Raw genomic sequence first — 26,613 nt, forward strand, 5'->3', positions numbered from 1 at the left:
CGGGCTTGCAAGCTTGAGGCGACGTTTGATGAGCAGCGCCAAGTATCTACGTATGATTCAGATTTTGATTCAACAAATTATAATTATTGGTCTTCAAATATAGATGGTAAATCTCGGCGAGCATTTACTACACGGAGAATTTCAATACCATCATCCAAAACTCTATAGAAAATAATATACCCATCTAAAGGTAGACCGCGCAAATTTGGGTAGATTTCAGCATAGCTCCTACCCATGTTAGAGAAATTGATCAATTGCTCACAGCGACGGTCAAACTTACGAAAAAACTGTTCCCCAGCTTCGATACTATTAGCAGTAAAGTAATCAGCAATTTCTTTGAGATCTTGAGTAGCAAGAATGTTGATTACATAGCGGCGATTCATTCTTGCGCCTCACGCACTTGCTGAAAGTGTTCGAGAATTTGGTTAACGAAAGTTTTGCCGTCGATAGGCGGAGTTTGTTCATTCGTAGTAATTGCTGCATCTATTTTTGTCCGCACAGAGTTTATCCACTCAGTGTCAGCATGTTCGTATTCATCAAGTAGCCTGAAAGCAATTTCTAGCAATTCTTGTGCATTACGATATTTACCTGTTTGCAACTTGGCTTGAATAAATCTTTCTTGCTCCGGCGTAAGTATAATGCTCATTGCACTTGATTTCAGCGTTTGCTTTGTATTTTAAGTGTAAATTAAGTTTTTGGAATTAAGTTTAGTATTTATTTGCGATCGCGTAGCGACACCTATGTAAATAGTTATCGCTGATTTCTAGCATTAGCAAATACTGCGGCTGCATCTGATGAACCTACATATCGCCAGTGCCAAGGCTCAAAACTTACTCCTTGCTTATTGTTGCGTGGAAAAGACAGTTCAAAGCCAAATTCTTTAGCATGGCTAGTCAACCACCGATAAGCATCAGTATTTTCAAATTCAAAAGTAATATCTTTTTTAGGAAATTTGCCATCTGTTAAATCTAAAGCAAAGCCTGTATGGTGTTCACTATATCCAGCAGGGGCACTAATTTTTGCAGCTTCTTTTGCAGAACCCCGGCGCTTAATTTGTTCTTGAAATAATTTTTCTTGTTGTTCGATAGTACGAAAACCAGAAACAGGAATAATCCAAACGCCTACTTCTCTAGCTGCATAAGTCATTTTCATGAATGCTTGAACAGCTTCAGTATTCAAAGACTCAAATCGTTGATCTGCACCATTCGCATAGCTACCAATCAGCATCATTTGGTTTGAGTTAGCTTGTGTGTAGGGAAAATGCCCATAAGCCAGCTGATTAGATGTTGGTTTTTTCTGAACTTGAGTGATTTTACTGACTTCAATTGGTGTGGAATTAGTCGGAATAATTGCAGTTGGTAGGACTGCTGGAATTGAGTTTGGTTGAGAAGCGACTGTAGTTGTTGCAGTTGGAGAATTTTTAACCTTATCTGGTGGATTTGAAACCGAAAATCGCATTACCAAAGTACCACAAATGACTACGCTAACTGCAACAACTGTGGCAATTAATAGGATTCTCGTAAGATACGGCAATTTTGAGAACAATCTCATAATTATTTGCTAAGTATTTGAGTAGAAGCTATTTTCCAGCGCTGATCTACAAACTGTAAATTATAGCGTACTGTTCTAGTTTTAAAATCAGTTTCTTTAGGAAGAATGTTGCCATTTTTGTCAAGAAGTTTCCGTTCTTCAGTAACTTTTAGTTGAATAACTGCTTGATTACCGTTCATTGAAAATTCGTCTACTCCATCAATTTGTTGTACACCATATTTATAAGAATGACCGTCAGTTTTGAGAGAGTTAATTGAGCCATCATATCCAGCAACTTGCTCATATTGTTCACCAGTAGTTAACTCAGAAGCTGGCTGAGGATCGTAGGGAGGAGCAAACATAACTTGCTTTGCTTGTAGCCAATTAGTAATTAAATTTTTTGCTCCAGCTTCTGTAAGTGTCGATGCTGATGCTAAAGCTTTTTCTGTGCTGGTTGTATTAGTATTGCTAGGTATAGTTGGATTCTGTGTGCTAGTGGATGTTGAGGAATAATTTACTTTGCGCTCAGAATTAGACGAGGTTGAACCAAATGATTTGGATGTTGTTGGAGGTAATGTTTCCTGATTATTGAAAGTAGGTGAAGGAGATGAGGCTACAGTTGCCAATGGCTGTGGTTGATTTGAGAATTGTCCTTTGGCTAACCATAAACCACCAACAATAACCATCCCAATCGCACCGCCAATTATTACACCTTGTTGCCAAGTTCCTAAACCTTTAGACGAAGCTGCTGGATTTGGATATGGCGAAGGAATTTGCGGCTGGTATACAGGTGGTGAAGATGCGACTGTTGGCTCTGTAATATAACCTACTGTTGCTGGGGAAGTAATTAATGTTGGCGGGGAAACAGGCACAGTCGGTGCAACCGGAGTCTGCAATGCTGCTAGCATATCTCTAGCACTGAGATAGCGATCGCGTGGTGATGATTGGATGGCTTTATCCAATACAGCAGCAAAATCAGGGCTAATGTTGAAAGTAAAATTGCGCCAGAGGATGTCGCCTGTAGCTGGATCTGTAGGCAAGTCTGCGGGTAATTTACCTGTAAGTAAGTAAATTGCTGTTAGTCCTAAACTATACAAATCGCTAGAAAATACTGGTCTACCTACCGATTGTTCCATTGGCATAAATCCCGGTGTACCAATAACAATTGACTGGTTGGAGTTGCCAGAAGCAGTTATCACTGTACCCATTGATACTTTAACTGCGCCGAAATCAATTAATATTGGCTTACCATCGGAGAAACGTAAAATTATATTGTCTGGTTTGATATCGCGATGGACTATGCGCTTGCTGTGAACGAATTCCAGAACTGGCAAAATATCAATTAAAATTCCCTTGACTGTACTCTCATGCAAAATTCCCTGCTGTTGCATTTTTTGAGTCAAGGTGTGACCTTCAATATATTCTTGAACTAAATAAAATTGCCCGTTGTCTACAAAATAAGCATACAACTTAGGAATTTGATTGCTGCGATCGCCCAGTTCTTCTAAAATTGCTGCTTCCTGCTGAAACCGTTGTTGTACTAATTGATAAACCTGGGGATTATTAGCCACAGGTTTGAGTTGTTTAATTACACAACGACGGCTAGATGGCATTTGGGTATCTTCTGCTAAGAAAGTTTCACCAAATCCACCGCTTCCAAGCACACGCAAAACTTGATAACGATTATTTAATAATGTCAAGGTCATAATATTTTAGTTGGCAGTTTTTACGTATAATTGATATTTAGCTGTTCAATATCATAAACTTTTGCTACTGCTAATTAATATAGTTTCTTCGTAATAAATTAATTTTTTATAAGTAAACAAGTATTGCAACTAACTGATTCAATTTTCAGAGTGAATAGACTTCTTTTAATTTTCAAAGCAATTTATGGCACAGCCACCTTTACAAAGTCGGACTGTTTTAAGCACAAATCCTTTTTTAGAATTAAACAATCAAGGTCAAATTATATACTTTGAACTCAAAAAGCCACAGCATATTTTGGGACGCGACCCAAATATTGCTGATTTACTTGTTCCCCAACACTGGGAAGTTGCTTCTCGATGTCAAGCAGTATTACGTCAGGATGGTACAGACTACCGCATTTATGACGGTGATGGAGAAAATCCCAGTAGCAACAAGCTATATATCAATCATTCGCTGATTACTCCAAAAGAAGGCTATTACTTAACCCACGGTATTGAAATTCAAATTGCCCAAAACCCCAATCAACTCATTCAAATTAGATACTGCAATCCCTCCAACGCACACTCAGTTACTACACCAGCAACGCGTTCGATTCCGTTAAAACAACGATCAATTTTACTGGGACGCGATCCGCAAGCTAATTTGCAATTGGATGCACCTACCGTTTCTCGGCGTCACGCGACGATTGATACTGATGCTCAAGGACGCTACATTTTGCGGGACTATAGCACCAATGGAGTGTTTATTGACGGTAAACAAGTTACAGGGACAGCCTTACTGTCAAATGGTGCGAAAATCCGCATTGGGCCGTTTACCTTGGTGGTGCGCGACGATTGTTTAGAAATTCTCGATCAAGGCGATCGCATTCGTCTAGAAGCGCACAGCTTAATCTTAGAAACTAACGGTAAGCGGCGGTTGGATGATTTATCTTTTGCCATTGAACCAGGACAGTTTGTGGCTTTGGTTGGGGGGAGTGGTGCGGGTAAGTCTACTTTAATGCGGACACTTTTAGGAATTGAGAAAATCACCAAAGGTGTTGTGCAGATCAACGGCGAAGATTTGCAGAAAAACTTCAATCTGTACCGCACTCAAATTGGTTACGTACCGCAAGATGATATTATCCATCGTGAATTGACAGTTGCAGAGGTGCTTACCTACGCCGCCAAGCTACGATTACCACCAGATATTAATCTACAACCACTGGTAGAACAGGCGTTGGAAGCAATTAAAATGAGCCATCGCCGTCATGCTTTAGTCAGTGACCTCAGCGGTGGACAACGCAAACGAGTTAGCATTGGCGTAGAATTACTGGCCGATCCTAAATTGTTCTTTCTGGATGAACCAACTTCTGGACTCGATCCCGGTTTGGATAAACAGATGATGCAGCTATTGAAGGATTTAGCGCATCAAGGAGGAAGAACGATTATTTTAGTAACTCATGCCACAGCTAATATTAGCGGATGCGATCGCATTGTATTTCTCGGTCTGGGTGGCAGACTTTGCTATTTTGGCACACCTCAAGAAGCTTTGCATTTTTTTGGTGTGAACGATTTTGCTGATATTTACATCAAACTCGAACAAGAGCAAGAAGTTATTAGATATGCGACTCACTTTCAGCAATCTAGCTATTATCAACATTATGTTGGCAATCAAATAAGTTCCGGAAATCAACAGCCAACCAAGTCTTTTGCTCCAACACGCAAGAAAGTTTCCTTTTGGCAGCAGTGGTTTTTATTGTGTCAACGTTACTGGCAATTAATTTTACGCGATCGCGTTAATCTTCTCCTTTCTCTGTTGACAGCGCCTATCGGTATTAGCCTAATCACTTTAGCAATTAGAGATAAAACACCCTTTGTTTTAGGCGACCAACCAGACCCAACTTTAGCACCATTAGCTTTACAAGTATTATTTGTCTTTACTTGTGCTGCATTGTGGGTAGGACTTTCTAGTTCTTTGCAAGAAATTGTCAAAGAATCGGCAATTTACTTAAGAGAACGCTTAGTTAATTTAAGATTATTGGCTTATCTTTGTTCTAAGATTACGATATTGGCAATTTTGGCGATCGCCCAAACTTTGCTGATAGTTGCAGTGATTCTCATAGGTTTTAAATCTCCCAATCCACAATTAATTTCCTGGCATATCGGGTTAGGAATTACAACTTTTTTAACATTGTTAGCCAGTTTTAGCTTAGGTTTACTCGTATCCACAACTGTTAAAAATAGTAGCCAAGCTAATAGTGCTCTACCATTGCTCCTGCTACCGCAAATTATCTTCTCTGGAGTTTTGTTTAAAACACAGGAGGGTGTGAATAAATTTTTATCATGGCTAATGTTAAGCCGTTGGTCAGTAGCAGCTTATGGCTCTTTAGTTAATGTCAATGGCTTAGTGCCAGAACCAACTAGATTACCTGATGGTAGTACAGTTACCCTGCCATTTGAACCCACAGCAGTTTACGAAGCAAATTGGGGAAATTTAAAATTAAATTGGGGCTTTTTATTATTACATACAGCAATTTATTTGTTTATTACTTTTTGGTTGCAAAAGCGTAAGGATATTTTTTAGATACAGACAGCATTCCTGATAGCAATTCTCTATGAATCTTGTACAGAAGATATTTCTTACTCTGATCCGCAAAGAACGCCCCACCTAAGTAGGTCAGCGTGAATATTTATCGTTGAGATGAGGCAAGAGGCAGGAGGCAGGAGGGAAGAGGGTTTAAGCCTATTTGATTTTTCAAAACATAGTTTTGTTTTTCCACACCGTTCTACTTAATTGATAATTCTCTATTGCAGGAATTAGCAACTTCGGGGTTATGTAACATCAAAACATGTCCCTCTGTGTTAAATTCCCTCACAAGCGCTTTTGAGTATCTGTCGTAACCAACGATTTGCTTGATCCTGATCTGTGAGTTTGCTCCACAGCATCGAAATCATCCAAGGTTGTGTTTGTACAGGAAGTTCAAAAATTTCTAATGTGCCTTGACATACAAACGGTGCAACCAATCGTGATGGAACAGCAGCAACCAAGTCACTCGACGAAATGATTGCTGGCAGCACTAGTAAATGAGGAGTCGTCAAAACAACTCGACGCTGGAGATTGTACTGAGCAAGCACCTTGTCGATTTCACCTACTTCATCTTGTCTAATAGTGAAAAGAGCATGGAGAAGATTAGCGAAGATTTCTGGTGTGATAGCATCCTGAGAGATAATCGGATGTCCACGACGACAGATGCCGACAAAGTGTTCTGGAAATAATGGCATCTGCATTGTTTGTCTGGGCGGGTCTTGGAAAACACCTAAGGCTAGATCAATTTCTCGTTGCTCTAATAGTTCTCCCACAAAGTCTTTTGCAAAACCAATTAATCGAAAATTAATGCTTGGTGCAATTCGACGGCAAATTTCCAGAAGCATGGGCATGACAACATAACTGGTGTAATCTGAACTGCCAATTGTAAAAGTACTTTTAGAAGAAGTTGGATCAAATGTTTGACTTGCTTCCAATGTCTGCCGAATTTGTTGTAGGGCAACTCTTATCCCAGGGGCAATTTCCAGCGCTTTTGCTGTAGGCTGCATTTCTCTACCAATCCGGATAAATAACTCATCCTGGAATAGTGTGCGTAACCTTCCCAGTGCCGCACTCATAGCTGGTTGTCCTAGATACAATCGTGTTGCTGCTGCTGTGACGCTTTTTTCTTCAAAAAGCGCTTCAAAGGCGACAAGAAGGTTTAGATCAATGGCAGACAAATCTATTAATCCCATCGATTAAATGTATTATTTCAATCAATTTGATTAATTTATAACATCTCAGTAAAGTGAGACTAAAAGTTGTGAAAAGTTATCAAAATGACAAATCCGAAAAAGATTGCTGTAGTCACAGGTAGCAATCGGGGGCTAGGATATGCTATTTCCCGCAAATTGTCCCAAATTGGCATCCAAGTTGTTCTGACGAGCCGTAATGAATCAGATGGTCTTGCTGCCAAGCAGCAGCTATCTAGTGAAGGGCTTGATGTGAACTATCACATTCTGGATGTCACCAGTGATAGAAGTGTGGCACAGTTTACTCAATGGCTAGAGGAAACCTACGGCAGGGTAGATATTTTGGTGAACAATGCTGGTATTAATCCCACAAACAAGCCAGAAGAATCTAGTTTATTAACTGTTCAACTAGAAACTATGCGCTCCACATTTGACACCAATGTTTTAGCGCTCCTTAGAGTTTCGCAAGCATTAATTCCATTGATGAAGGTTCACAATTACGGGCGTATTGTTAATATTTCAACTGAAATGGCATCTCTGGCTGCAATTACTAGTGACTTTTACCCTTTAGCTCCTTCCTATCGACTGTCCAAATTAGGGGTGAATGGGCTAACTGTCCTACTGGCCAAAGAACTCCTTGGTGCTAATATTCTCGTTAATGCCTATTCTCCAGGTTGGATGAAAACCGATATGGGAGGCGAGAATGCGCCATTTACCGCAGAAGAAGGAGCCGAAACCGCTGTCTATTTAGCAACGCTTCCAGATGGGGGAGCGCAAGGACTATTTTTTGCAGAGATGCGGAAGTTTGGTGGGCCGATTCAATTACAGTGGTAAGTTTTTATGGAAAATTCAGCAATGTTACCCCCTATTTACGCGGATACGCCGATAGAATTGGCTCCTGCCAAAATCATTACCTCGTTTCCGGTCAATACTTTCTTAGAAAATCTGGCGATCGCTCCAGATGGCACAATATTTGTGACAAATCATGAGGTTGGCAAGATTGTTCGCATTACTCCAGATGGAAATCAGCAGATTCACGCCAGTGTTGAAGGCAAAGTCAGTGGTTTAGCCTTCACTAGTAATGGCGGTTTGGTGGCAACTGGATGGAATGCTGATTCTATATCAGTAGTCTCATTAATTACCGCAGATGGCAAAGTAGAAACCTTGCTAACACTGCCAGAGGCAATATTTCTCAATGGGATTACGCCACTTTCTCACACTCAGTATTTAGCAGCAGATTCCTACCGAGGTGCAATTTGGTTGATTGATATTGCCCAACGCTATAGCTCAATTTGGCTAGAACATTCTTTACTGGCTCGTAGCAATGCGGAAAACGTCATTCCTGCTGCTAATGGTTTGAAGCGTTTTGGTAACTTCCTTTACGTTTCAAATACGGAAAAAATGTTGTTGTTACGGATTCCTCTTGGCATTGCCAATGAACCCGGTGAGCCGGAAATTTTTGTGGAGCAAACAAATATTGATGACTTTGCATTTGACGTAGAAGGCAATCTTTACGGAGCAACTCATATTTATAACAGCGTGGTAAAAATTGCACCAGATGGCAGTACGACTATTATTGCTCAAGCCGAACAGGGTGTAATTGGCAGTACAGCAATTGCTTTTGGTCAAACAGAGAGCGAGCGCACCTCAATCTATGTTGTGATGAATGGGGGAATGTTTTTACCGCCGCCTACGGGTGTGGTTCCTGCCAATATTGTAAGACTTGAGGTGGGAAAAGCTGGCTATGTCTTTTAGTAGCTGGTTATCAATTATCTGAGAGACTTGCAATGCCCTTGAGTATTCAATCTTTAGATGAAGCAAATGCGCGGGAGATAGTTGAGTGGCGTTACGACGCACCTTACGATTTCTACAATTTAAACCCCAACGAAATCGAACAAAACATACACTATTTTCTCGATCCGCAAAACAAATTCTACGGTATTTTTGAAGAACCAAAAGAGTTTGTCGGCTATTGTAGTTTTGGTGAAGATGGTCAAGTCCCTGGAGGGGATTACAGTACGCCAGGGCTGGACATTGGCATGGGTATTTGCCCAAATTTCACAGGGCAAGGTCGGGGGCATTGCTATGTTGCAGCAGTTCTAGATTTTGCTCAACAGATGTTCGCGCCTCCTCTTGTGCGGGTGACGATTGCTGCGTTTAATCAACGTGCTCTCCTAGTATGGTATGGAGTAGGGTTTCACACTGTTGATACTTTTGAGCATCAGTATCAAGGTGTGCCATTTGTCATATTGATACGAGAAGCTGATTGTGCATCAAAAGACTGTGGAAAAAGCTTGATGGTGACATAACGCATGGAGATGGAACAAGAAGATCAATTTGTAACCGTGGTCATTTCACAAATTGTCAAACCAGGATGCGAAAGCACTTACGAGACTTGGTTAAGAGACATTACTCATGTTTCTAGAACCTATGTTGGCCACTTAGGTACACATATAATTCGACCACAACCAGGTGTGCGACCAGAATATGTAATTATCTTCCGGTTTGACGGCTATGAGAATTTGAAGACTTGGATGACATCACGCGATCGCGAATATTGGCTCACTCAAGCTCAACATTTGGTTCAATCTGAGCCTGATGTTCAGCAAATTAGCGGATTAGAAGCTTGGTTTTCTCTTCCTGGTAAACCACTGAAGACTCCACCGCGCTATAAAACAGCATTGCTAACTTGGGCAGTTGTATATGCATTGATTAATTTGTTGAATACGCTTCTAAAACCCTTGCTTGGCAACTTACCTCCTTTAATTACTTCCTTGATCATTTCCGTTCTCATGGTTGGATTGTTGACCTACGTTGTCATGCCTTGGATAACTCGTCTGTTTAGCTCTTGGCTATATGGAAAATCGTGAGAAGGTTAAAAAATTAAACTAGTTTAAGTGGCAATACGGTTCAGTTAAGGTGATAGGATTTCTCATCTGTCGAACAAAAACCAAGATTTGGGGGAGAATCCCCCAAACCCCCGATTGGGGGACGGTTGCGTCCCCCAAGCCCCCTCCAAAATAATTGTTCGGTTTTTTGTTTAGTAATACCAAATCAAATAATGTTTGCGACACATCAATAAATATTCTAGAGGTCACGGCAGTGCCGTGCCCCTACAATCTGTCGCATTCTTTTTTCAAATTGGTATAATTATTTGTGAACTTTGTTGTCAATGAATTTTCTTAACTGAACTGTATTGGTTTAAGTGGCACAACATTGTTTGTGCCTTTACGATAATCTCTACCTTATTCTTCTGCAATCTGATAGTAAATGCATGAATTTTGGTAGTTCCCCTCTTGATTCAAGAGAACTGTCAACGTGTAGTGAGCAATGATCCTTTTATTTGCTCATGTACTTCGTCAGTTGCTGCTGCAACTTGATCGAGCATATCATTAAACTCTTTTAGATCCATTATCCTGGCGTTCACATCAGCTCGTACCAGCAGATTACCGTCGTTATCTATCCCGATTTTTACCTGATCTGCTGAGATATTGTACCTTAGCAGCTTATAAAGTATGTCTTGCGACAACCTCAAGTTTTTTTTCTCAGCAACTACGACAAACATCGTGAGTAAGTCGGTTTCTGGTATGGTGATGACGGTAACATCGAAATCACCAAAAGACTTACCCTTAAAGGGTGTTGTCCAGACCGCATCTGAGACTTTCGTGTAGCTACGCTTGGATTGCTCTAGAAATTGGATGATTTTCGCCGCGATGGTCTTTTGCTCGGCTGTAACTGCAATCAGATTAGACGAACCAATTTTCTGCTGCTGTGCAAACGCTGTGGTAGAAGTTGAGAAGATATGAACAAGCAGTGCCAGCAATAAAATCAAATCCAGTTTTTTCTTAAAAATCATTGCGTAATGGTTATTTTTAGAGGTTTGAATAAGAACACAATACCAGCTATACCATTTAGAATTAAAGTAGCAAATAATACTATTATGTAATATGCTACATTGATGTAATTATTGAAATTACATCAGGAAAGACGAGTAAAGAGAATTGGATAAATTTGAAGCATAATATACAAAGCAATTTATGTAATATCGGTATGCGTCTTAATCAAGCGATCGCTGTTATTCAAAGCATTAAAGAAGATTCACGCAAACGGCGCACAGAAATCTATCACCTGCTCCAAAAATCAGAGCTATTTGAGGGGATTTTGCGGACTTACCAACCCAATGATGAAGAAGGTTTTGTATACCCGACCGAATCTAAGTCCTTGCAATTCAAGGCAGAGGAGCTTTTAAGGCAATACGAGCAAGCTGCTCAAGAATTATTTAATTTTGCAGCTACTCAAGACTTTGCAAACACGCAAGCCAAAGCCGATGTAGTGATCGGTGGAACCACGATACTTACAGATGTACCTGTAACATATTTGCTTTTTTTAGAAAAGCAAATTGAAGAGCTGCGATCGCTGCTTGCCAAATTACCAGTACTAGATGTCAGCGAAGAATGGCAGCTTGACCAACAAAGAGACTGTTGGGCTACCCTCCCTAAGCGCACAACTAAAACCAAGCAGATCACCAAAGCTGTTGTTTTATACGAAGCGACAAAAGAACACCCAGCACAGGTAAAAGAAGCATCTGAGCAAGTTCCAGAAGGAATCTGGACAACCATCAAACTTTCAGGTGCTTTATCGCGATCGCGCGTGAATCAACTAAAAGAAAGACTTGACACTTTGGAACGAGCAATCATCTTTGCCAGAGAGCAAGCAAACTCTATTGAAGTAGAAAAAAAGAATGTATCAGATGCAATTTTTGGCTATCTATTTGGATCATGATGTATGCTGGAGTCGGAGTACAGCTTTAGATTGAAAAACGGGTTTTTTGTAGGTTCAAATCCTACTCCTTGGACTGCCCAAGGATAGCCAAACTGGTATAGGCAACCCATCAATTTAATCTTCAAACTTAGATTATTACTCCAGTTTTCATGTGAGAAACGTCTGCCAGTATCATCTGCTCTGGTCTATGCTGTTGTAACGCAGGTTCAAATCCTGCTCCCGGCTTATCAGTACCGAGTATTGAGTGGGATTTTTCACTCACAACTCAGCACTCTTATATGTGCCGGGATGGTCTAGCGGAAAGACGGCAAAGCTTTAATTTGAACCGCAGCAAACGGAAATCAAAAGACTGTGTGGGACGTAAAAACATAACTCAACCCCGGAGCAAGGATACCGCTCTGGGGTTTTTAAATGGAATCCTAAGATGAGTTTGTAACAGAATTAAAAGTTTAGTTCTGTGTATCGCTCTCCAGATATACCTTTAACAACTTAGCCATAACTTGAACGTGAGGAGGAAAGTTCATTGTAATGTGATTGCCAGGGACTTCGTGAATTTCTAGCCCTGCCATTGCCAAATCATGCCAACCTAGTTCTGGATTTTGCGGGTTGAAGGAGTCGCGATCGCTGGCTCTAAAAAAGATAACCCGACCTGGATAAGCTTGCGGAACGTAGTTTCGCATCGCTTTAATGTTGATTTTGAACAGATTTTGATGGTGGCGCAACTCGCTTAAGCCAAAATCAGCAGGCATTCTCAAGGCCGTTTTTCCTTGCTGCAAAAAGTAGTGCAGTTGGTCATCAGTACTTAGTTGTCGCAGCTGTTCTACTGATACAGGAAGGTTGGCACCGACACCCAAAGCGTAAGACATGATTTTGATATCATCATTTTCTATATCAGACGGCATGTGACCGCGACCTGGGGTATCAATGAGGGCAAGTAACGCTACTTTTTCCCCCTGTGCTTGGAGTTGCTGCGCCATTTCATAGGCGATCGTGCCACCAAAAGAAGATCCACCCAGAAAGTAAGGCCCATGCGGCTGGATCACATGCAATGCTTTAATATACTGAGTTGCCATTACCTCAACTTCAGTCAGAGGAGTAGTTTGACCATCGATACCTTGTGCCTGCAATCCATAAACGGGTTGGTCTGAGCCTAAATATTGAGCTAGATCGCGATATATGTAAACGTGACCACCAACAGGATGGATGAGGAAAAGCGGTAGCTTGGAACCACCAGGCTGAATTTCTACTAGTGTTGAGGGTAACTCTGGCTTTGCTTGTCCGTTAGTAAGTTGAGACGGCGAGGCATTTTGAGTAATTAATTTCGCTAAGTCTGCAATCGTCGGTGCATCGATCAGGCTATGTGCAGATAACTTCGTTTGCGTGGCTGCGCCGATTTTGGCGATTAAATAGACGGCGAGTAAAGAATCACCTCCTAATTCAAAAAAATTATCGTGAATTCCCAGTGGTTCAATTCCTAAAGATTTTTGCCATATTTGGGCTATGGTCTGCTCTAATTGACTACGTGGCTCAACATAAGCTTGGCTCAGTTCCGGTCTGGAATTAGTTGGTTTGGATAAGTTCGCCTTTTGGTGAGATTGCACATGTTGTAATTCTTTAGCCGAGCTAAACTGCTCGAACCTCAGGAGAAAATCCTGGGTTGATACTAGAACTTGCGGCAGTGTAGTGCCTAAAATACGCTTAAGCACTTCTATCCCTTCTTGAGGCAAGATGCCTTGTTGGAAACTAGCATGACGCCATTGTTGGAGTTGTTCTGACACTTTAGCGCTAGCGGCTTTTCCCACCTCTTGCCAACCGTCCCAGTTGATTGTAGCTGTTAACGTATTGGATCGAGAAGCTTTATAGTTTGCAAAGGCGTCTAAAAACGAATTCGCGGCGCAATGATCTACTAATCCTAGTGCTGCTAGGAAGGAATTGAGCGAGGAACACAGGATAAAGAAATCTAACTCCAAATCCTGAAGTAAAGTATCCAGAACCAAAGTCCCTGTCACTTTCGGTGCTAACAAATTTGCTACAATTTCCGGCGTTTTCAGTTGCATCATCCCTCCAGGCATAACACCTGCGGCATGAATTACACCGTGAATTGAACCAAAGCGATCGCAAACTTCACGAATAACTCCTTGCATCTGTTGTAAGTTCGCAACGTCTGCACACGCGATCGCTACTTCTGCACCTGAGGCTTCCATGCCCTGCAATTTCTGAATCTTGACACTAATGCTATCATGTGCATCATGAGTACTTAGCCATTCTTCCCACTCAGATTTTGCGGGAAAAGGCGATCGCCCAAGTAGTACCAATTTTGCCTGTACTGTTTTTGCGAGGTATTCTGCCAAAACTAAGCCAATACCGCCTAATCCGCCTGTGATTAGATAAACTCCCCTATCTCTTAACCGGGGTGTTTCTTTTTCAGTTCGATCGAGTCGCACGGGTGCAAACGTTTGTACCCAACGATGACTACCACGATAAGCGATCGCTATATCTGAAGTTGGGATAGCTAGTTCTGTCAGCAAATTTTTAACTAATTTCTCTGCTTGCTGACTTCCAGGTTTGGGCAGAACTATATCGACGCTGCGACAAGAAATATTGAGATATTCTTGGGGAATAACTTTACAAGGACCGAGTAAAGTTGCTTTTTCTGGACATAGATTCTCTTCACCCGTTACTTCTTGCAAGTTGTTAGAAATGACTGCAATTTCTATATGTTCGCTGAGATTTTGTTTCCCTAGTGCTTGCGTTAAAAACAGTAAACTCCAAAAGCCTAAATTTTGTAACTTTTCTACTCTTTCAATCAGAAAGGCAGAAGTTTGAGGGCAGAGGGCAGAAGGTAAGCCTTTTGTCTGCTCAGAAGTTTTGGTGATCGGAAGGAAGCAAGAGTTTAAATCAAGCGTTTCTTTAAGCAGATCTAATTCAGATGGGATCGAATCCCCATTGGAATTGTCCCTTCTGCCATCTTCAAGCTCATCAGGCGTAACACTCCACAGATGTACAATGGTTTGCGGCAGCTTGTTGAGTGCGTGCAGTTCTTGCCATAAAGTCTCGTAGTCTTGACGCTGTGAGGGATTGAGCCTATAGCTGTAGAGGCGATCGCTGCTAAAATGCTCTCCAATACTGACAGTAATCACATCTTGACCTGCAAGTTCTAGTTGATTGACGATGCGATCGCCTAAACCGCACTCATCTAAAAACACTAACCAGCAGGAACGCTCTTTAGCCAAGTTAGCATTTCGTACCGGAATCAGGGAACGTTGCCAAGAGGGAATATAAAACCAGTCAGCAATATCTGATTTTTTCTTTAAGGAGATATACGCTTGTGTTGACTCGCTGATTTGTGTGAACGCCAGAGGTGCAGCATCGGATATAGGCGCTTGAGCTAGAAAAGTATGGTAGCCAAAAGTGTCAATTTCTGGTATGGTTGCAACTTTCATAAACCCATGCGCCAACAGTACTTTCTGCCACTGTTGCTTAGATAAAAACGGATTTGCTTGAGTGCGTTCTGCATCCTGCAACGGTTTCATCCACAAGGCGTCTGTGACATCGTAGGTGAATTGAGGTTGCGTAACCTCCCAAATTAACAAAAGACCGCCAGGAGCCAATAAAGAACGGACACGATCCAGGCTTTCTTTGATGTTTTGGGTAACATGCAAGACATTAGCGGCGATAATCACATCAAAACTATGTAAATCGTACCCTTGTTCTTGGGGCGAGCGCTCAATATCGAGCAGTTCATACTGGATAAATGGATAGCTACTAAACTTTTGTTTAGCATTGTCCAAAAACAGACGAGCGACATCTGTATAAACGTAGGTAGTTTGCTGTGGTAGTACGGGCAGTAAATCTGCTGTTGTTAATCCCATCCCCGCGCCAATATCTAAAATTCTCAGCTTGACTTGTGGTGGTAATGACTCGACTATTTGTTGCAGAATCGCTCGGGCGATCGCATTATAGTAAGAGAGCATCGGCCAATCTTGAGCAATGCTCTCTGCTAGATCAAAAGAGCCTTTATCCAAGAACAAATTTAAAGAGTTTTCTTGACCCGTCATCAGAGCAGGAAGCTTTTTGCGAGCCAGCAGAATTGGCTCTGCCCATGAAGGAGCATCTGCCCATTTAACTTTGACTTCTGCCACCAAAGCATCAATTGCCTCCGTTGAAAATGGCAGCAGGTTTGTAAAGACTTCTCCGTCTTGCTGCAACTGACCTTGTTCTACTAAAACTTTTAGCCATTGAGACAGCAATTGCTTTTGCTGTGGCAAAATGGAAAATTGCTCACACAAATCTTCAACCGAGTATTTGTCAGCGGAATTGCTAAAAGCACCCAAATCTCTCAAGGTGAGATTTATATTTGCAACGCAAAGACGATCCAAGCATTCTTGTTTCGCCCAATAAGTAGGATTATCAAATTTTGAGATGTCGGCTAATGCCTGTTTCTCACCCGCCTCATACGCCGCTTGCCATAGCCAAGAATTACTCAATTTTTGCTGCTGTGCAGATAACGGTTGCGGTTCAACCCAATAACGTTGGCGTTCAAAGGGATAAGTTGGTAAAGGCACACGATAACGTTGTTCGCCAGTATAAAACTCTGACCAATCAATTTCTACACCCGCCAGCCAAAGTCGTCCTAAAGCAGTTAACAAAAATGCCACATCTGATTGTTGCTCTTGAGGATGGCGTAAGGAAGAAAGAATCACCGCTACATGATGATTGGGATGCTGTTTAGCGAGTGTCGTCAGTGTTCGTCCAGGCCCAACTTCCAATAAAATTCGGTGAGAATCTTGCATTAACTTTTCTACGCCATCGGCAAAGCGTACCGTTTGGCGTAGATGTTGCGCCCAATAGTTGGGGTCGGTCGCTTCTGCAACTGTAATCCAAGTTCCGGTAACGTTAGAAATATATGGAATTTGTGGGATATTCAGCTTTACTTTCTTCACCTGCTCAACAAAGGGTTCTAAAATGGGTTCCATCATCTGCGAATGGAACGCATGAGAAGTATGCAAGCGACGACTTTCTGGTAACTGCTGTTCTAAAGCATCTATCTCTGCAATTGTACCTGCAATGACGCAACTAGAAGGAGCATTGATGACTGCTAGAGAAAGATTTTCGTTGAGGTGCGATCGCGCTTCTATTTCTGTTAAAGGTACGGCTAACATTGCTCCCGCAGGCATTTGCTGCATTAATCTCCCCCGCGCAGCTACCAGTGACAAAGCATCTTCCAACGAGAATACACCAGCAATACACGCTGCCACATATTCACCAACGCTATGCCCAATTGTGGCTTGAGGATGCACACCCCAAGACATCCATAATTGCGCTAGAGCGTACTCAATGATAAATAAGGCTGGTTGTGTAATTGCCGTTTGCTTTAATTGTTGCGCGGCAATTTCTGTTTTTTCTTCGCTCGGATAGAGTACATCACGCAAATCTAATCCTAACTCAGGTTTCAGGAGATCCGAGCATTTATCGATTTGTTCGCGAAATATTGGTTCAACTTGATAAAGTTCCAACCCCATATTCACGTATTGCGAACCTTGTCCAGAAAACATGAATGTGATGGGTCGCTGTTTAGATTCTTTAGTATTAGTAAAAACTCGCTGATTGAGGCTAGAAAGTGCTGTTACCGCCTCTTGTGAATCGCTACAAACAACTATCCGGCGATGGTTAAAAGCCTTACGACCAACAGCAAGTGTATAGGCAACATCAGTTAAATTAAGTTCAGGATGCTGTTTTAAATGCTCAATTAAATTGTCTGTGGCTGTATTAAATGCAAATTCAGACTTGGCTGATAAACACAACAACAAACACTCTCTTTTAACTTTTGACTTTTGACTTTTGACTTGTTTTGGTGCTTCTTCTAAAACAACATGGGCATTCGTACCGCCAATACCAAACGAACTAACTCCTGCACGGCGAGGACTGACATTTTCGTGCCATTCACTCAGTTGGTTATTAACGTAAAAAGGACTGTTAGCAAAATCAATCTTGGGATTCGGAGTTTCAAAATGTAAACTAGGTGGTAAAGCCTGGTGTTTAAGTGCCTGAACGGTTTTGATTAAACCTGTAACCCCCGCTGCTGTATCTAAATGTCCGATATTTGTTTTCACCGAACCAATGGCACAAAAATTCTTTTTCTGGGTGCTGGCGCGAAAGGCTTTCGTTAGTGCAGCAATTTCAATGGGGTCGCCTAACGGTGTTCCCGTGCCGTGTGCTTCGATATAAGAAACACTTTCTGGATCAACTTCTGCCATTGCCAAGGCTTGAGCAATAACTTCCGCTTGACCATCTACGCTGGGAGCGGTGTAACCTACTTTCATAGAGCCGTCATTGTTCAGAGCAAAGCCTTTGATCACAGCATGGATAGTATCGCCATCTGCGATCGCATCTTCTAATCGCTTTAAAACAACAATTCCAACTCCACTCCCGGCGACAATTCCCTGTGCTTGGGCATCAAAAGCTCGACAATGACCATCAGGCGAAAAAATCATGCCTTCTTGGTACAAATATCCCGATTTTTGCGGCAAGCTAATCGAAACGCCTCCTGCTAAAGCCATATCGCATTGATAGTTCAGCAAGCTTTGGCAAGCCATACAAGTAGCGACTAACGAACTTGAGCAAGCAGTTTGAACATTAATGCTTGGGCCTTTGAGGTTGAGTTTATATGAAACGCGAGTGGGCAAGAAATCTTTATCATTGGCAAGTACGATTTGATAAGCGCCAGCCGAACTGGTTAATTCAGAGTTTGCCCAAAGGTTATTCAACAAATAGCCACTCATCCCCATCCCTGCATACACGCCAATTGCACCTGTGTATGTTTCCGGGTTGTAACCCGCATTTTCCAACCCTTCCCAAGCCGATTCTAAAAATAAGCGATGTTGTGGATCGGTAATCGCGGCTTCTTTAGGACTAAACCCGAAGAAAGCCGCATCAAATAACTCGATATCGTCTAAAACTGCTTTGGCTTTAACGTAGTCAGGGTTGCGAAATACTGCCGGATCAATGCCAGCATCAGTCAATTCCTGCTCTGAGAAGAAAGAAATTGACTCTACACCGTCCTTGAGATTCTGCCAAAATTCTTCCACATTTTTCGCACCTGGAAATCTCCCAGCCAGTCCAACAATGGCAATTCCTTCTAAGGCGTCGTAGCTTTGTAGGTTATCCATTTTGTTTCTTCCTTTGCATTTTTTGCTTTTGTAGATGCAGGGCTTCTTTTTGCTTGTTGGCGCGTTGATGGCTTTGTGCAAAGCCGGGTTGTGCTTCGCTTTCTTGACTCAAGTGTTTAGCCAAAGCACTGATAGTGGGATATTGAAACAGTTCTACCACCGAGACTTCTTGCTGCAATATTCCACACAACTGAGCATGAACTTGTGCCATCCGCAGAGAATGACCGCCTAAATCGAAGAAATTATCGTGTAAACCAACTTTGTCCACTTGCAGGACTTTTTGCCAAACCGAAGCGATCGCTTGCTCTATGTCTGTCTGAGGTGTTGCATAAGTGGTATCTAATTGCAACCGCAAATTCTCTGGTGCAGGTAGTCTCTTCCGATCCACCTTGCCATTCGGGGTTTGAGGTAAGGCATTGAGAAACATAAAACTAGAAGGCACCATATAATCGGGTAACTTCTGTTTAAGAAAGCTTCGGAAGCTCTCAACCGCAGTGCGTTGCAGAACTTTTAAAAAGCCCCCTGTTTTGAGCAGATACTCAACACTTTGATTTAGAACCCCTTGCTCGGATGGTGAAAGCTGAAATTGAATCCCAGCTCGTGTTCCTTGTTGCCAAACGATGTTTCCAGAAAACCACTGAGCTTCGCTTGTATCTGGTAATGTCAGACACAAGCAAAGGTGCTGAGCGACAGACATCTCTGGTACTCCCACCAAGCAAGCACCCCCAACGGAGATATCCTCAGTTTTGAGTTTCACTGTCCCATAGTCATTTAATTGTGCCAAACACTCGCTTTCATAAGGCACCCGATTCGGTTTCTGTTTAGAGATAATATAAGCGACTAACCGCTTGTCACCTGGGATATCCTCTCGTGCCACAACGATCGCTTCCCGCACATCTGGATGCTGGCTCAACACCGCCTCAATTTCCCCAAGTTCAATCCGGAACCCACGAATCTTTACTTGGTTATCGATGCGCCCAAGGTATTCAACATTACCATCGGGCAGATATCTAGCCAGGTCGCCAGTTTTATACAAACGCTCCTGTGAGTCCTGAGTCCTGAGTCCTGAGTCCTGAGTCCTGAGTGAGGAGTGAGGAGTGAGGAATTCTCCCTCTGCCTTCTTCAAAATAAACTTCTCTGCCGTCAATTCCGGACGGTTGAGGTAGCCGCGTGCTAACCCAACTCCAGCAATGTATATTTCACCAGGAACGCCAACAGGAACAGGCTGTAGATGAGCGTCAAGTATATAAACTTGCGTATTCGCAATTGGATAACCGATAGGTAATTTATTGTCGCCTGGGATACATTCAGCAACAGTGGCACAGACAGTGCTTTCCGTGGGACCATAAGCATTGAAGAACCGACGACCAGTGACCCAACGTTTCACTAGTTCAGGAGGACAAGCTTCTCCAGCAACGATAATTGTCTGCAAATCGGGAAGTTCCTCTGCTGGCAAAACTGCTAGCGCTGAGGGAGGCAAAGTAACAATTGCGATCTGCTGGTCGCGCAACAACTTCAGCAAAGTAGTACCTGGAAGCAAGTCGTCCCGCTGGGCTAGAACCAGGGTTGCGCCAGCTACCCAAGTCATGACAATTTCCCAAATAGAAGCATCAAAACTGAGGGATGCAAATTGCAAAACACGATTATCTGGCTGCACATTAAAAAGCTGCTGTTGTGCTGTGGCTAGATTGCACAAACCGCGATGTGTCAGTAGAACACCTTTGGGTTTGCCTGTAGACCCAGAGGTGTAAATTGTATAAGCTAGGTTGTTAGAAGTGACACGAGAAACAGGGTTTTTCTCACCACCGATATTCGCTTCCCAATTGTCTAGATAGACGATAGTTGTCTTTTGTAATGATTTATTATGTGTTTGGTCAATGCCTAATGACTGCTGAGTTAGCAGCACAGGAACTTGAGCATCCTCTAACATAAATGCCAGACGCTCAGCAGGATAGGCGGGATCGAGTGGTAAGTATGCTCCACCTGCTTTGAGAATGCCTAATATACCGATGATGGTATGCAGCGATCGCTCAACGCAAATCCCTACTAAAACTTCTGGACCAACACCAAGAGTTTGCAGATAATGCGCTAGCTGATTGGCTTTGGTATTCAGTTCTCCATAGGTTAGCTGTTGATTTCCCAACACCACTGCTACCGCATCGGGTGTTTTCTCAACCTGCGCTTCAAATATCTGATGAATGCACCCTTGAGGATAATCTGCTTGAGTGTGATTCCAAAACGGCATCTGCTGCCACTCTGATGGAGTCAGCAACGGTAACACAGCAATAGATTGGTCTGGATTGGCAAGGATACCTTCTAGTAAGGTTTGCAAATGCCCGACCATGCGAGCGATCGCATCTGCCTCAAACAAATCAGTGCTGTATTCAAACGCGCCGAGCAAACCACCCTGTGTTTCGTCAAATGCCAGCGTCAAATCAAATTTTGCTGTGCCCGTATCCATATCTAACTGGCTGTCACTCCACGGTGGAGCGAGGACTGGCATGGGGGGTGCCATCACAAAGGCGATTTGGAACAGGGGGTTGCGACTTAGTTCGCGTTCGGGTTGCAGCGCTTCAACCAGTTTCTCAAAGGGCAAGTCTTGGTGAGCATCGGCTTCTAGGGTCACTTCCCGCACTCTAGCTAGCAATTGCCGGAACGTCGGTTTGCCAGATAAGTCAGTTCGCAGCACCAAAGTATTGACAAAAAAGCCCATTAACCCTTCTAATTCAGGACGTTGGCGATTAGCAATGGGCAAACCAACTAAAATATCTTCTTGTCCTGTGTAACGGTAGAGTAAGGTCTTGAAGACCGCTAGCAGGGTCATAGACAGAGTAGCACCTTCTTGGCGGGCGAAGGTCTTGAGCGCCTCGGTGAGGGTTGAGGATAAAGCAAACGGTTGTTGCGCTCCTTTGAAAGACTGGACAGGAGGTCGCGTTTTGTCGCTTGGAAGTTGTAACACAGGCAAGGAACCGCCGAGTTGCCGCTGCCAATAAGCGAGTTTGTCCTTTAGTAGTTCGCCTTGCAACCATTGCTGTTGCCAAAGCGCAAAGTCAGCGTATTGGATGGGAAGGACGGGAAAAGGAGAAGATTTACCCTGAGAAAAAGTATCATAAAGTACCATTAATTCCCGTATAAATATGCTTAACGACCAACCATCTGAGATGATGTGATGTATCGTCACAAGCAAGATGTACTCTTGTTCGGCGAGGTGCAAAAGAGTGACCCGTAGCAGTGGTCCTTGCTCTAAATTAAATGGTCGTTGAGCTTCGGCTGTTATTAGTCTTTGGGCTGCAAGCTGGCGGTTTGGTTCGCTAAATTGGCTGAAGTCTATTTCTTGTTGCAAGTAGTGATGTTGCAGAGTAGAGTCTTCTACCACTGGAGCAATAACTTGTACGGGTTGTCCGTCGGCGATCGCAAAGGTTGTTCGCAGAACTTCGTGGCGACGAACGATTTCGTTAAGGCTCTTCTCTAGCGCTACGCGATCTAAGTGTCCGTGGAATTGTAGAGCAGTGGGAATATTATAAATTGGACTATTGGGAATCAACTGATCGAAGAACCACAAACGTTGTTGGGCAAAAGACAGAGGAAAGACAAAGACTTCTTCCTCATCAGCACCCAAAGAATTTTCACCAGCCTCAAAAGAATTGGTAGAAAGCTTTTGTATCATTTTTTTCTCCTTTATCGTTGGCTGCCTAAGCTATCTGTCCCTTTGTGGAGAGCAGATCGCTTCATGCTATGGGCAGCGCGAGAAACTGATGTAATGGCGATTTTTGGCGCTATTGCTAGAGTGCCTTGAAGTTGAGCGATGGCTGCTGCGAGTTCTGCCACGGTGGGAGATTCAAATATCAAGCGTAAAGGCAATTCCACCTGAAAAAGACTGCGCAACCTAGAAATGACCTGTGTTGCCAGCAACGAGTGTCCCCCTAAATCTAAGAAGTTGTCATGGATACCGATGCGATCGCATCTGAGGACTTCAGTCCAGACTCCTGCTATGATCTGCTCCATAGCATTACGAGGTGCTGCAAATTCTTCTAATTCTGAGTCGTTTGTGTCCGATGCTACGGTTGTTGAACATTGCGGTAAGGCTTTGCGATCCACTTTGCCATTAGGAGTCAGCGGCAAAGTATCTAGCAAGATAAAACTGTTAGGCACCATGTACTCAGGTAACTTGTGCTTGAGAAAATTCCGTAAGTTCCTAGTAATAATTTGAGTCGGTGCTCTTTCTGGATTATGGGCTGTGACAACGTAAGCCACCAGTCGCTTATCACCTGGTACATCCTCTTGCACGACCACAATCGCTTCTTGCACATCTGTGTACTGACTCAACACCGCTTCAATTTCACCAACTTCAATTCGGAAACCACGGATTTTAACCTGGTGGTCGATACGTCCTAAATATTCAATATCTCCATTGGGCAAGTAACGGGCTAAGTCACCAGAACGATACAGGCGTGCATTAAGTTTTTTGCTAAAGAGATTGGAGATAAACTTCTCGTTAGTTAGTTCTGGGCGGTTAAAATAACCTCGTGCTACACCAGCACCACCAATGTACATCTCACCCGTAACTCCAATAGGTAATGGCTGCTGATACTTATCTAGTAAGTAGACTTGTAAGTCAGGAATTGGACGACCAATAACGCTTCCTAATCCTCCTTCTAAGTCTGCGATCGTTACTGGGTGGTAAGTAACATGCACAGTTGTTTCCGTAATCCCGTACATATTGACTAATTGGGGAACCCGATCGCCATGCTTTTCAAACCAAGGTCTTAAACTCTGAAGTTCTAAAGCTTCGCCACCGAAAATGACCAGTCGCAGGTTCAGCGTGTTATCAACTCCCAAAGCTTTCTCTGCCTGTATGAGTTGACTAAAAGCTGAAGGCGTTTGGTTGAGTACTGTAACTTGCTGCGCTAACAAAAATTTATAGAAATCTGCGGGTGAACGACTTAGCCAATACGGTACTACAACTAACTTGCCACCATATAGCAAAGCACCCCACATTTCCCAAACCGAAAAATCAAAGGCAATGGCATGGAAAAGAGTCCAGACATCCTGTTGGTTAAAGTGATACCAAGATTCAGTGGCTGTGAACAGACGGACTACATTACCATGATTTACCAATACACCTTTGGGTTGACCCGTTGAGCCAGAGGTGTAGATGATATAAGCTAGGCGATCGGTTATACAATCACTGATCACGTTTTCTTGACTTTCATTGGCGATTGCTTCCCAGTCTGTGTCTAGGCAAACAATCCTAGTCTGGTGTTTCGGTAAATTCTCGCTCAGATGCTGCTGAGTCAACAACACAGACACTTGAGAATCTTGCAAGATGAAGGCTAATCGCTCTTGTGGATAGCTTGGATCTAGCGGTACATAAGCGCCACCCGCTTTCAAGATACCTAATATTCCAATTATCGTATAAAGCGAGCGTTCTACAAAAATTCCTACTAGTACTTCTGTGCCTACACCTACCTTTTGCAGGTAATGTGCTAGTTGATTTGCTCTGGCGTTGAGTTCTTTGTAGGTTAACTGCTCATTTTCATAGACTACTGCTACAGCATCGGCAGAACGTTCAACTTGTGCTGCAAATAATTCATGCAAGCATAAATTCAAAGAATAGTCTGTCTGGGTGTCGTTCCATGCCTGCAATTGTTGGTTTTCTGCTTCAGTTAGCAAAGGTAATTCTGAGATTTTTTGTGCGGGATTGGTAACAACTGCTGCTAAAACAGTTTGAAAATGTCCGACCATCCGTGCGATGGTTGCCGCATCAAACAAGTCGCTATTGTACTCAAAGTAACCAACTAAACCTTCTGATTGCTCATCAAGCGAAAGCATCAAATCCATATTTGACGTTCCTGTATTTAAAATCAGGGGATGCAAATTCCATCCCGACTCCAATACAGGCGTTGGTGGGTCGAGAATAAACATCACTTGAAATAAAGGGTGATGACCGAGATGGCGTTCTGGTCGTAGGGCTTCAACTAACTTTTGAAACGGTACATCTTGATTGGCAGAAGCATCTAAAGTAACTTTCCGCACTCGTTCTAAAAGTTCTGTGAAACTAGGATTATCGGAAAGGTCTGTTCGCAACACCAAGTTGTTAACGATCAGGCCAATCAATCCAGCAAGTTCAGGACGGTTCATCGCAGAAATGATCGTGCCAACAGGAATATCATCTTGTTGGCTATGCCGCGCCAATACAGTTTTCAAAGCAGCTAGCAAGGTCATAAACAAGGTGACTCCCTCGCGACTGCTAAGCGCCCTAAGTTTGTCTGTCAACTCTTTAGGTATCGTTACCGAATGTTTTGCTCCTCGAAAGGTTTCTATTGCCGGACGCGGACGATCCTTTGGTAATTGCAACATGGAAAGATTAGCGAGTTGCTTTTTCCAGTAGTCTAGTTGAGGAGCAAGAACTTCATCTTGCAACCATTGTCTTTGCCAGTAAGCATAGTCGGCAAACTGAATTGATAATTCTGGTAACGGCGTACCCCTCCAGGGAAGCAAGCTACGCGTAGCGTCTGTCTGCGACACGCTGCGCGAACGCAGAGAAGGTTTGCCTTGAGAAAATGCTTCGTAAAGTACCCCTAATTCTGGCAAAAAGACGTTGCACAAGGAATAACCATCAAAGATGAGATGGTGCATGATCAAATACAACCGATAATCTGTCTCGTTGAACTTGAATAGAATCGCTCGAATTAGGGGTAATTTAGTTAAATCAAAGGGTTGTTGTACTTGTTCAGTGGCTTGTCGCAACGCTTCGGTTTCTCGTTCGACGGTGGGAAGCGCTTGCAAATCTACAACAGGTAGTGGTATGTAAGGAGTAGGATGGATAACTTGAACGGCTTGTCCATCAACAATTTCAAATGTAGTGCGCCAAATTTCATGTCGTCGGATAATTTCATTGAAACTTTGTTCTAGGGCAGCTACATCTTGTAACCCAGGCAGGCGAATATCTGCCGCATCGTTAGATGCAGCTTTACCGGGAACTAATTGTTCAAAGAACCACAATCGCTGTTGAGAAAACGCCAACGGTAAGTTTTGATTCCGAGGAATAGGAACAATCAGAGGTGCTTGCAAGCGAGGTTTTTCCTGGCTGACAGTTTCGATTTGGGCGGCGAGTTGGGCAATAGTGGGCGAGTCGAAAAGCGATCGCATTGATAAATCCACTTGATAGCGATCGCGTATGCGGGAAACCACCTGAATGACGAGTAAGGACTGTCCGCCCAACTCAAAAAAATTATCCGTGACACCTATCGGCTGCACGCCCAAAACTTGTTGCCAAATTTCCACCAGTTGCGCTTCGACTTGATTGCGAGGTGGCACAATACTTACTGCCTCATTTCCACTGGCTGGTGCTGGTAAGGCGCTGCGATCTACTTTTCCATTGGGCATCAGGGGCAGCGTTGCTAACAATACAAATGCAGCAGGCACCATATAGTCAGGTAGCTGACCTTGCAAAAAGCGACGCAATTCACTCTGGGTAAAAACTTCTTCTGGTTGAGCGACAATATATGCTACTAGCTGCTTGTTACCAGAAACATCTTCTCTATCTATAACTAGAGCTTGCTTCACTACTGGATGTTTAGTAAGTACGGCTTCAATTTCGCCTAATTCAATGCGGAAGCCACGAATTTTTACCTGCTGGTCAATCCTTCCTAAAAATTCTATGTTTA

16 protein-coding genes and 1 pseudogene are annotated in these 26,613 nt (G+C 42.9%); 6 read left to right on the forward strand and 11 right to left on the reverse strand.

The window, feature by feature from the left end; translation table 11 throughout:
* Positions 1-83: 83 nt before the first annotated feature.
* The 4 genes from BV375_RS34565 to BV375_RS34580 all read right to left on the reverse strand — a co-directional run bounded on the left by BV375_RS34565 (position 84) and on the right by BV375_RS34580 (position 3,236).
* On the reverse strand, positions 84-383 hold the full coding sequence (locus tag BV375_RS34565) for a type II toxin-antitoxin system RelE/ParE family toxin (RefSeq protein WP_086768999.1): 300 nt from the start codon (positions 381-383) through the stop codon (positions 84-86).
* Positions 380-646 carry a type II toxin-antitoxin system ParD family antitoxin gene (locus BV375_RS34570; protein WP_086769001.1) on the reverse strand — a complete coding sequence of 89 codons (267 nt, stop codon included), beginning with the start codon at positions 644-646 and terminating at the stop codon, positions 380-382. The genes BV375_RS34565 and BV375_RS34570 overlap by 4 nt, the downstream gene beginning before the upstream one ends.
* 104 nt (positions 647-750) lie before the next feature.
* On the reverse strand, positions 751-1,458 hold the full coding sequence (locus BV375_RS34575) for a M15 family metallopeptidase (protein ID WP_243714142.1): 708 nt from the start codon (positions 1,456-1,458) through the stop codon (positions 751-753).
* Positions 1,459-1,553: 95 nt separating this feature from the next.
* Complete coding sequence (locus tag BV375_RS34580) at positions 1,554-3,236, reverse strand: IMS domain-containing protein (protein WP_086769002.1); 1,683 nt, start codon at positions 3,234-3,236, stop codon at positions 1,554-1,556.
* A gap of 184 nt (positions 3,237-3,420) precedes the next feature.
* Here BV375_RS34580 and BV375_RS34585 point away from each other — a divergent pair, with 184 nt between their 5' ends.
* Positions 3,421-5,799, forward strand: a complete 2,379-nt coding sequence (locus tag BV375_RS34585; RefSeq protein ID WP_086769004.1) for an ATP-binding cassette domain-containing protein — start codon at positions 3,421-3,423, stop codon at positions 5,797-5,799.
* Positions 5,800-6,077: 278 nt separating this feature from the next.
* Here BV375_RS34585 and BV375_RS34590 read toward each other — a convergent pair whose 3' ends face one another.
* Complete coding sequence (locus BV375_RS34590; protein ID WP_086769005.1) at positions 6,078-6,995, reverse strand: LysR family transcriptional regulator; 918 nt, start codon at positions 6,993-6,995, stop codon at positions 6,078-6,080.
* Between the two features lie 84 nt (positions 6,996-7,079).
* Between BV375_RS34590 and BV375_RS34595 the strand changes: the two genes are divergently transcribed.
* From BV375_RS34595 to BV375_RS34610, 4 genes are read left to right on the forward strand one after another with little or no spacing between them, the layout of a single operon-like run.
* The gene (locus BV375_RS34595; RefSeq protein ID WP_086769007.1) at positions 7,080-7,826 is read left to right on the forward strand and encodes an SDR family oxidoreductase; all 747 of its coding nucleotides are present in this window, start codon (positions 7,080-7,082) and stop codon (positions 7,824-7,826) included.
* 6 nt (positions 7,827-7,832) lie between these two features.
* Positions 7,833-8,747 carry a gluconolactonase gene (locus BV375_RS34600; protein ID WP_086769009.1) on the forward strand — a complete coding sequence of 305 codons (915 nt, stop codon included), beginning with the start codon at positions 7,833-7,835 and terminating at the stop codon, positions 8,745-8,747.
* Between the two features lie 32 nt (positions 8,748-8,779).
* On the forward strand, positions 8,780-9,301 hold the full coding sequence (locus tag BV375_RS34605) for a GNAT family N-acetyltransferase (RefSeq protein ID WP_086769011.1): 522 nt from the start codon (positions 8,780-8,782) through the stop codon (positions 9,299-9,301).
* Positions 9,302-9,310: 9 nt separating this feature from the next.
* Positions 9,311-9,862 carry an antibiotic biosynthesis monooxygenase gene (locus BV375_RS34610; protein ID WP_086769038.1) on the forward strand — a complete coding sequence of 184 codons (552 nt, stop codon included), beginning with the start codon at positions 9,311-9,313 and terminating at the stop codon, positions 9,860-9,862.
* A gap of 443 nt (positions 9,863-10,305) precedes the next feature.
* Here the strand turns inward: BV375_RS34610 and BV375_RS34615 are convergent, their stop codons facing one another.
* Positions 10,306-10,848 carry a hypothetical protein gene (locus BV375_RS34615; protein WP_086769013.1) on the reverse strand — a complete coding sequence of 181 codons (543 nt, stop codon included), beginning with the start codon at positions 10,846-10,848 and terminating at the stop codon, positions 10,306-10,308.
* 194 nt (positions 10,849-11,042) lie between these two features.
* On the opposite strand from BV375_RS34615, the gene BV375_RS34620 reads away from it, so the two are divergent.
* On the forward strand, positions 11,043-11,774 hold the full coding sequence (locus BV375_RS34620) for a hypothetical protein (RefSeq protein ID WP_086769015.1): 732 nt from the start codon (positions 11,043-11,045) through the stop codon (positions 11,772-11,774).
* Between the two features lie 127 nt (positions 11,775-11,901).
* Here the strand turns inward: BV375_RS34620 and BV375_RS38960 are convergent, their stop codons facing one another.
* From BV375_RS38960 to BV375_RS34635, 5 genes and pseudogenes are all read right to left on the reverse strand, one after another.
* Positions 11,902-12,036, reverse strand: a complete 135-nt coding sequence (locus BV375_RS38960) for a hypothetical protein (protein WP_279432993.1) — start codon at positions 12,034-12,036, stop codon at positions 11,902-11,904.
* A gap of 187 nt (positions 12,037-12,223) precedes the next feature.
* Positions 12,224-14,218: an SDR family NAD(P)-dependent oxidoreductase gene (locus BV375_RS38520; protein ID WP_243714144.1), complete on the reverse strand. Its 1,995-nt coding sequence runs from the start codon at positions 14,216-14,218 to the stop codon at positions 12,224-12,226.
* A 468-nt stretch (positions 14,219-14,686) separates the two neighbouring features.
* Positions 14,687-18,943: pseudogene (locus BV375_RS38525) on the reverse strand (beta-ketoacyl synthase N-terminal-like domain-containing protein); the annotation flags it as partial.
* Positions 18,936-22,610: a non-ribosomal peptide synthetase gene (locus BV375_RS34630; RefSeq protein WP_086769019.1), complete on the reverse strand. Its 3,675-nt coding sequence runs from the start codon at positions 22,608-22,610 to the stop codon at positions 18,936-18,938. The gene BV375_RS34630 and the pseudogene BV375_RS38525, both read right to left, overlap by 8 nt.
* Positions 22,611-22,621: 11 nt before the next feature.
* A partial coding sequence (locus BV375_RS34635; protein WP_143842296.1) for a non-ribosomal peptide synthetase occupies positions 22,622-26,613 on the reverse strand: 3,992 nt, incomplete at its 5' end.

This window comes from Nostoc sp. 106C, from assembly GCF_002154725.1.
Classification (GTDB): Bacteria; Cyanobacteriota; Cyanobacteriia; order Cyanobacteriales; family Nostocaceae; genus Aulosira.

Bases quoted from the DNA above. Each gene is read 5' to 3' on its own strand.
- BV375_RS34565 (WP_086768999.1), bottom strand. From the start codon at position 383: ATGAATCGCCGCTATGTAATCAACATTCTTGCTACTCAAGATCTCAAA.
- BV375_RS34570 (WP_086769001.1), bottom strand. From the start codon at position 646: ATGAGCATTATACTTACGCCGGAGCAAGAAAGATTTATTCAAGCCAAG.
- BV375_RS34575 (WP_243714142.1), bottom strand. From the start codon at position 1,458: ATGCGATTTTCGGTTTCAAATCCACCAGATAAGGTTAAAAATTCTCCA.
- BV375_RS34580 (WP_086769002.1), bottom strand. From the start codon at position 3,236: ATGACCTTGACATTATTAAATAATCGTTATCAAGTTTTGCGTGTGCTT.
- BV375_RS34585 (WP_086769004.1), top strand. From the start codon at position 3,421: ATGGCACAGCCACCTTTACAAAGTCGGACTGTTTTAAGCACAAATCCT.
- BV375_RS34590 (WP_086769005.1), bottom strand. From the start codon at position 6,995: ATGGGATTAATAGATTTGTCTGCCATTGATCTAAACCTTCTTGTCGCC.
- BV375_RS34595 (WP_086769007.1), top strand. From the start codon at position 7,080: ATGACAAATCCGAAAAAGATTGCTGTAGTCACAGGTAGCAATCGGGGG.
- BV375_RS34600 (WP_086769009.1), top strand. From the start codon at position 7,833: ATGGAAAATTCAGCAATGTTACCCCCTATTTACGCGGATACGCCGATA.
- BV375_RS34605 (WP_086769011.1), top strand. From the start codon at position 8,780: ATGCCCTTGAGTATTCAATCTTTAGATGAAGCAAATGCGCGGGAGATA.
- BV375_RS34610 (WP_086769038.1), top strand. From the start codon at position 9,311: ATGGAACAAGAAGATCAATTTGTAACCGTGGTCATTTCACAAATTGTC.
- BV375_RS34615 (WP_086769013.1), bottom strand. From the start codon at position 10,848: ATGATTTTTAAGAAAAAACTGGATTTGATTTTATTGCTGGCACTGCTT.
- BV375_RS34620 (WP_086769015.1), top strand. From the start codon at position 11,043: ATGCGTCTTAATCAAGCGATCGCTGTTATTCAAAGCATTAAAGAAGAT.
- BV375_RS34630 (WP_086769019.1), bottom strand. From the start codon at position 22,610: ATGATACAAAAGCTTTCTACCAATTCTTTTGAGGCTGGTGAAAATTCT.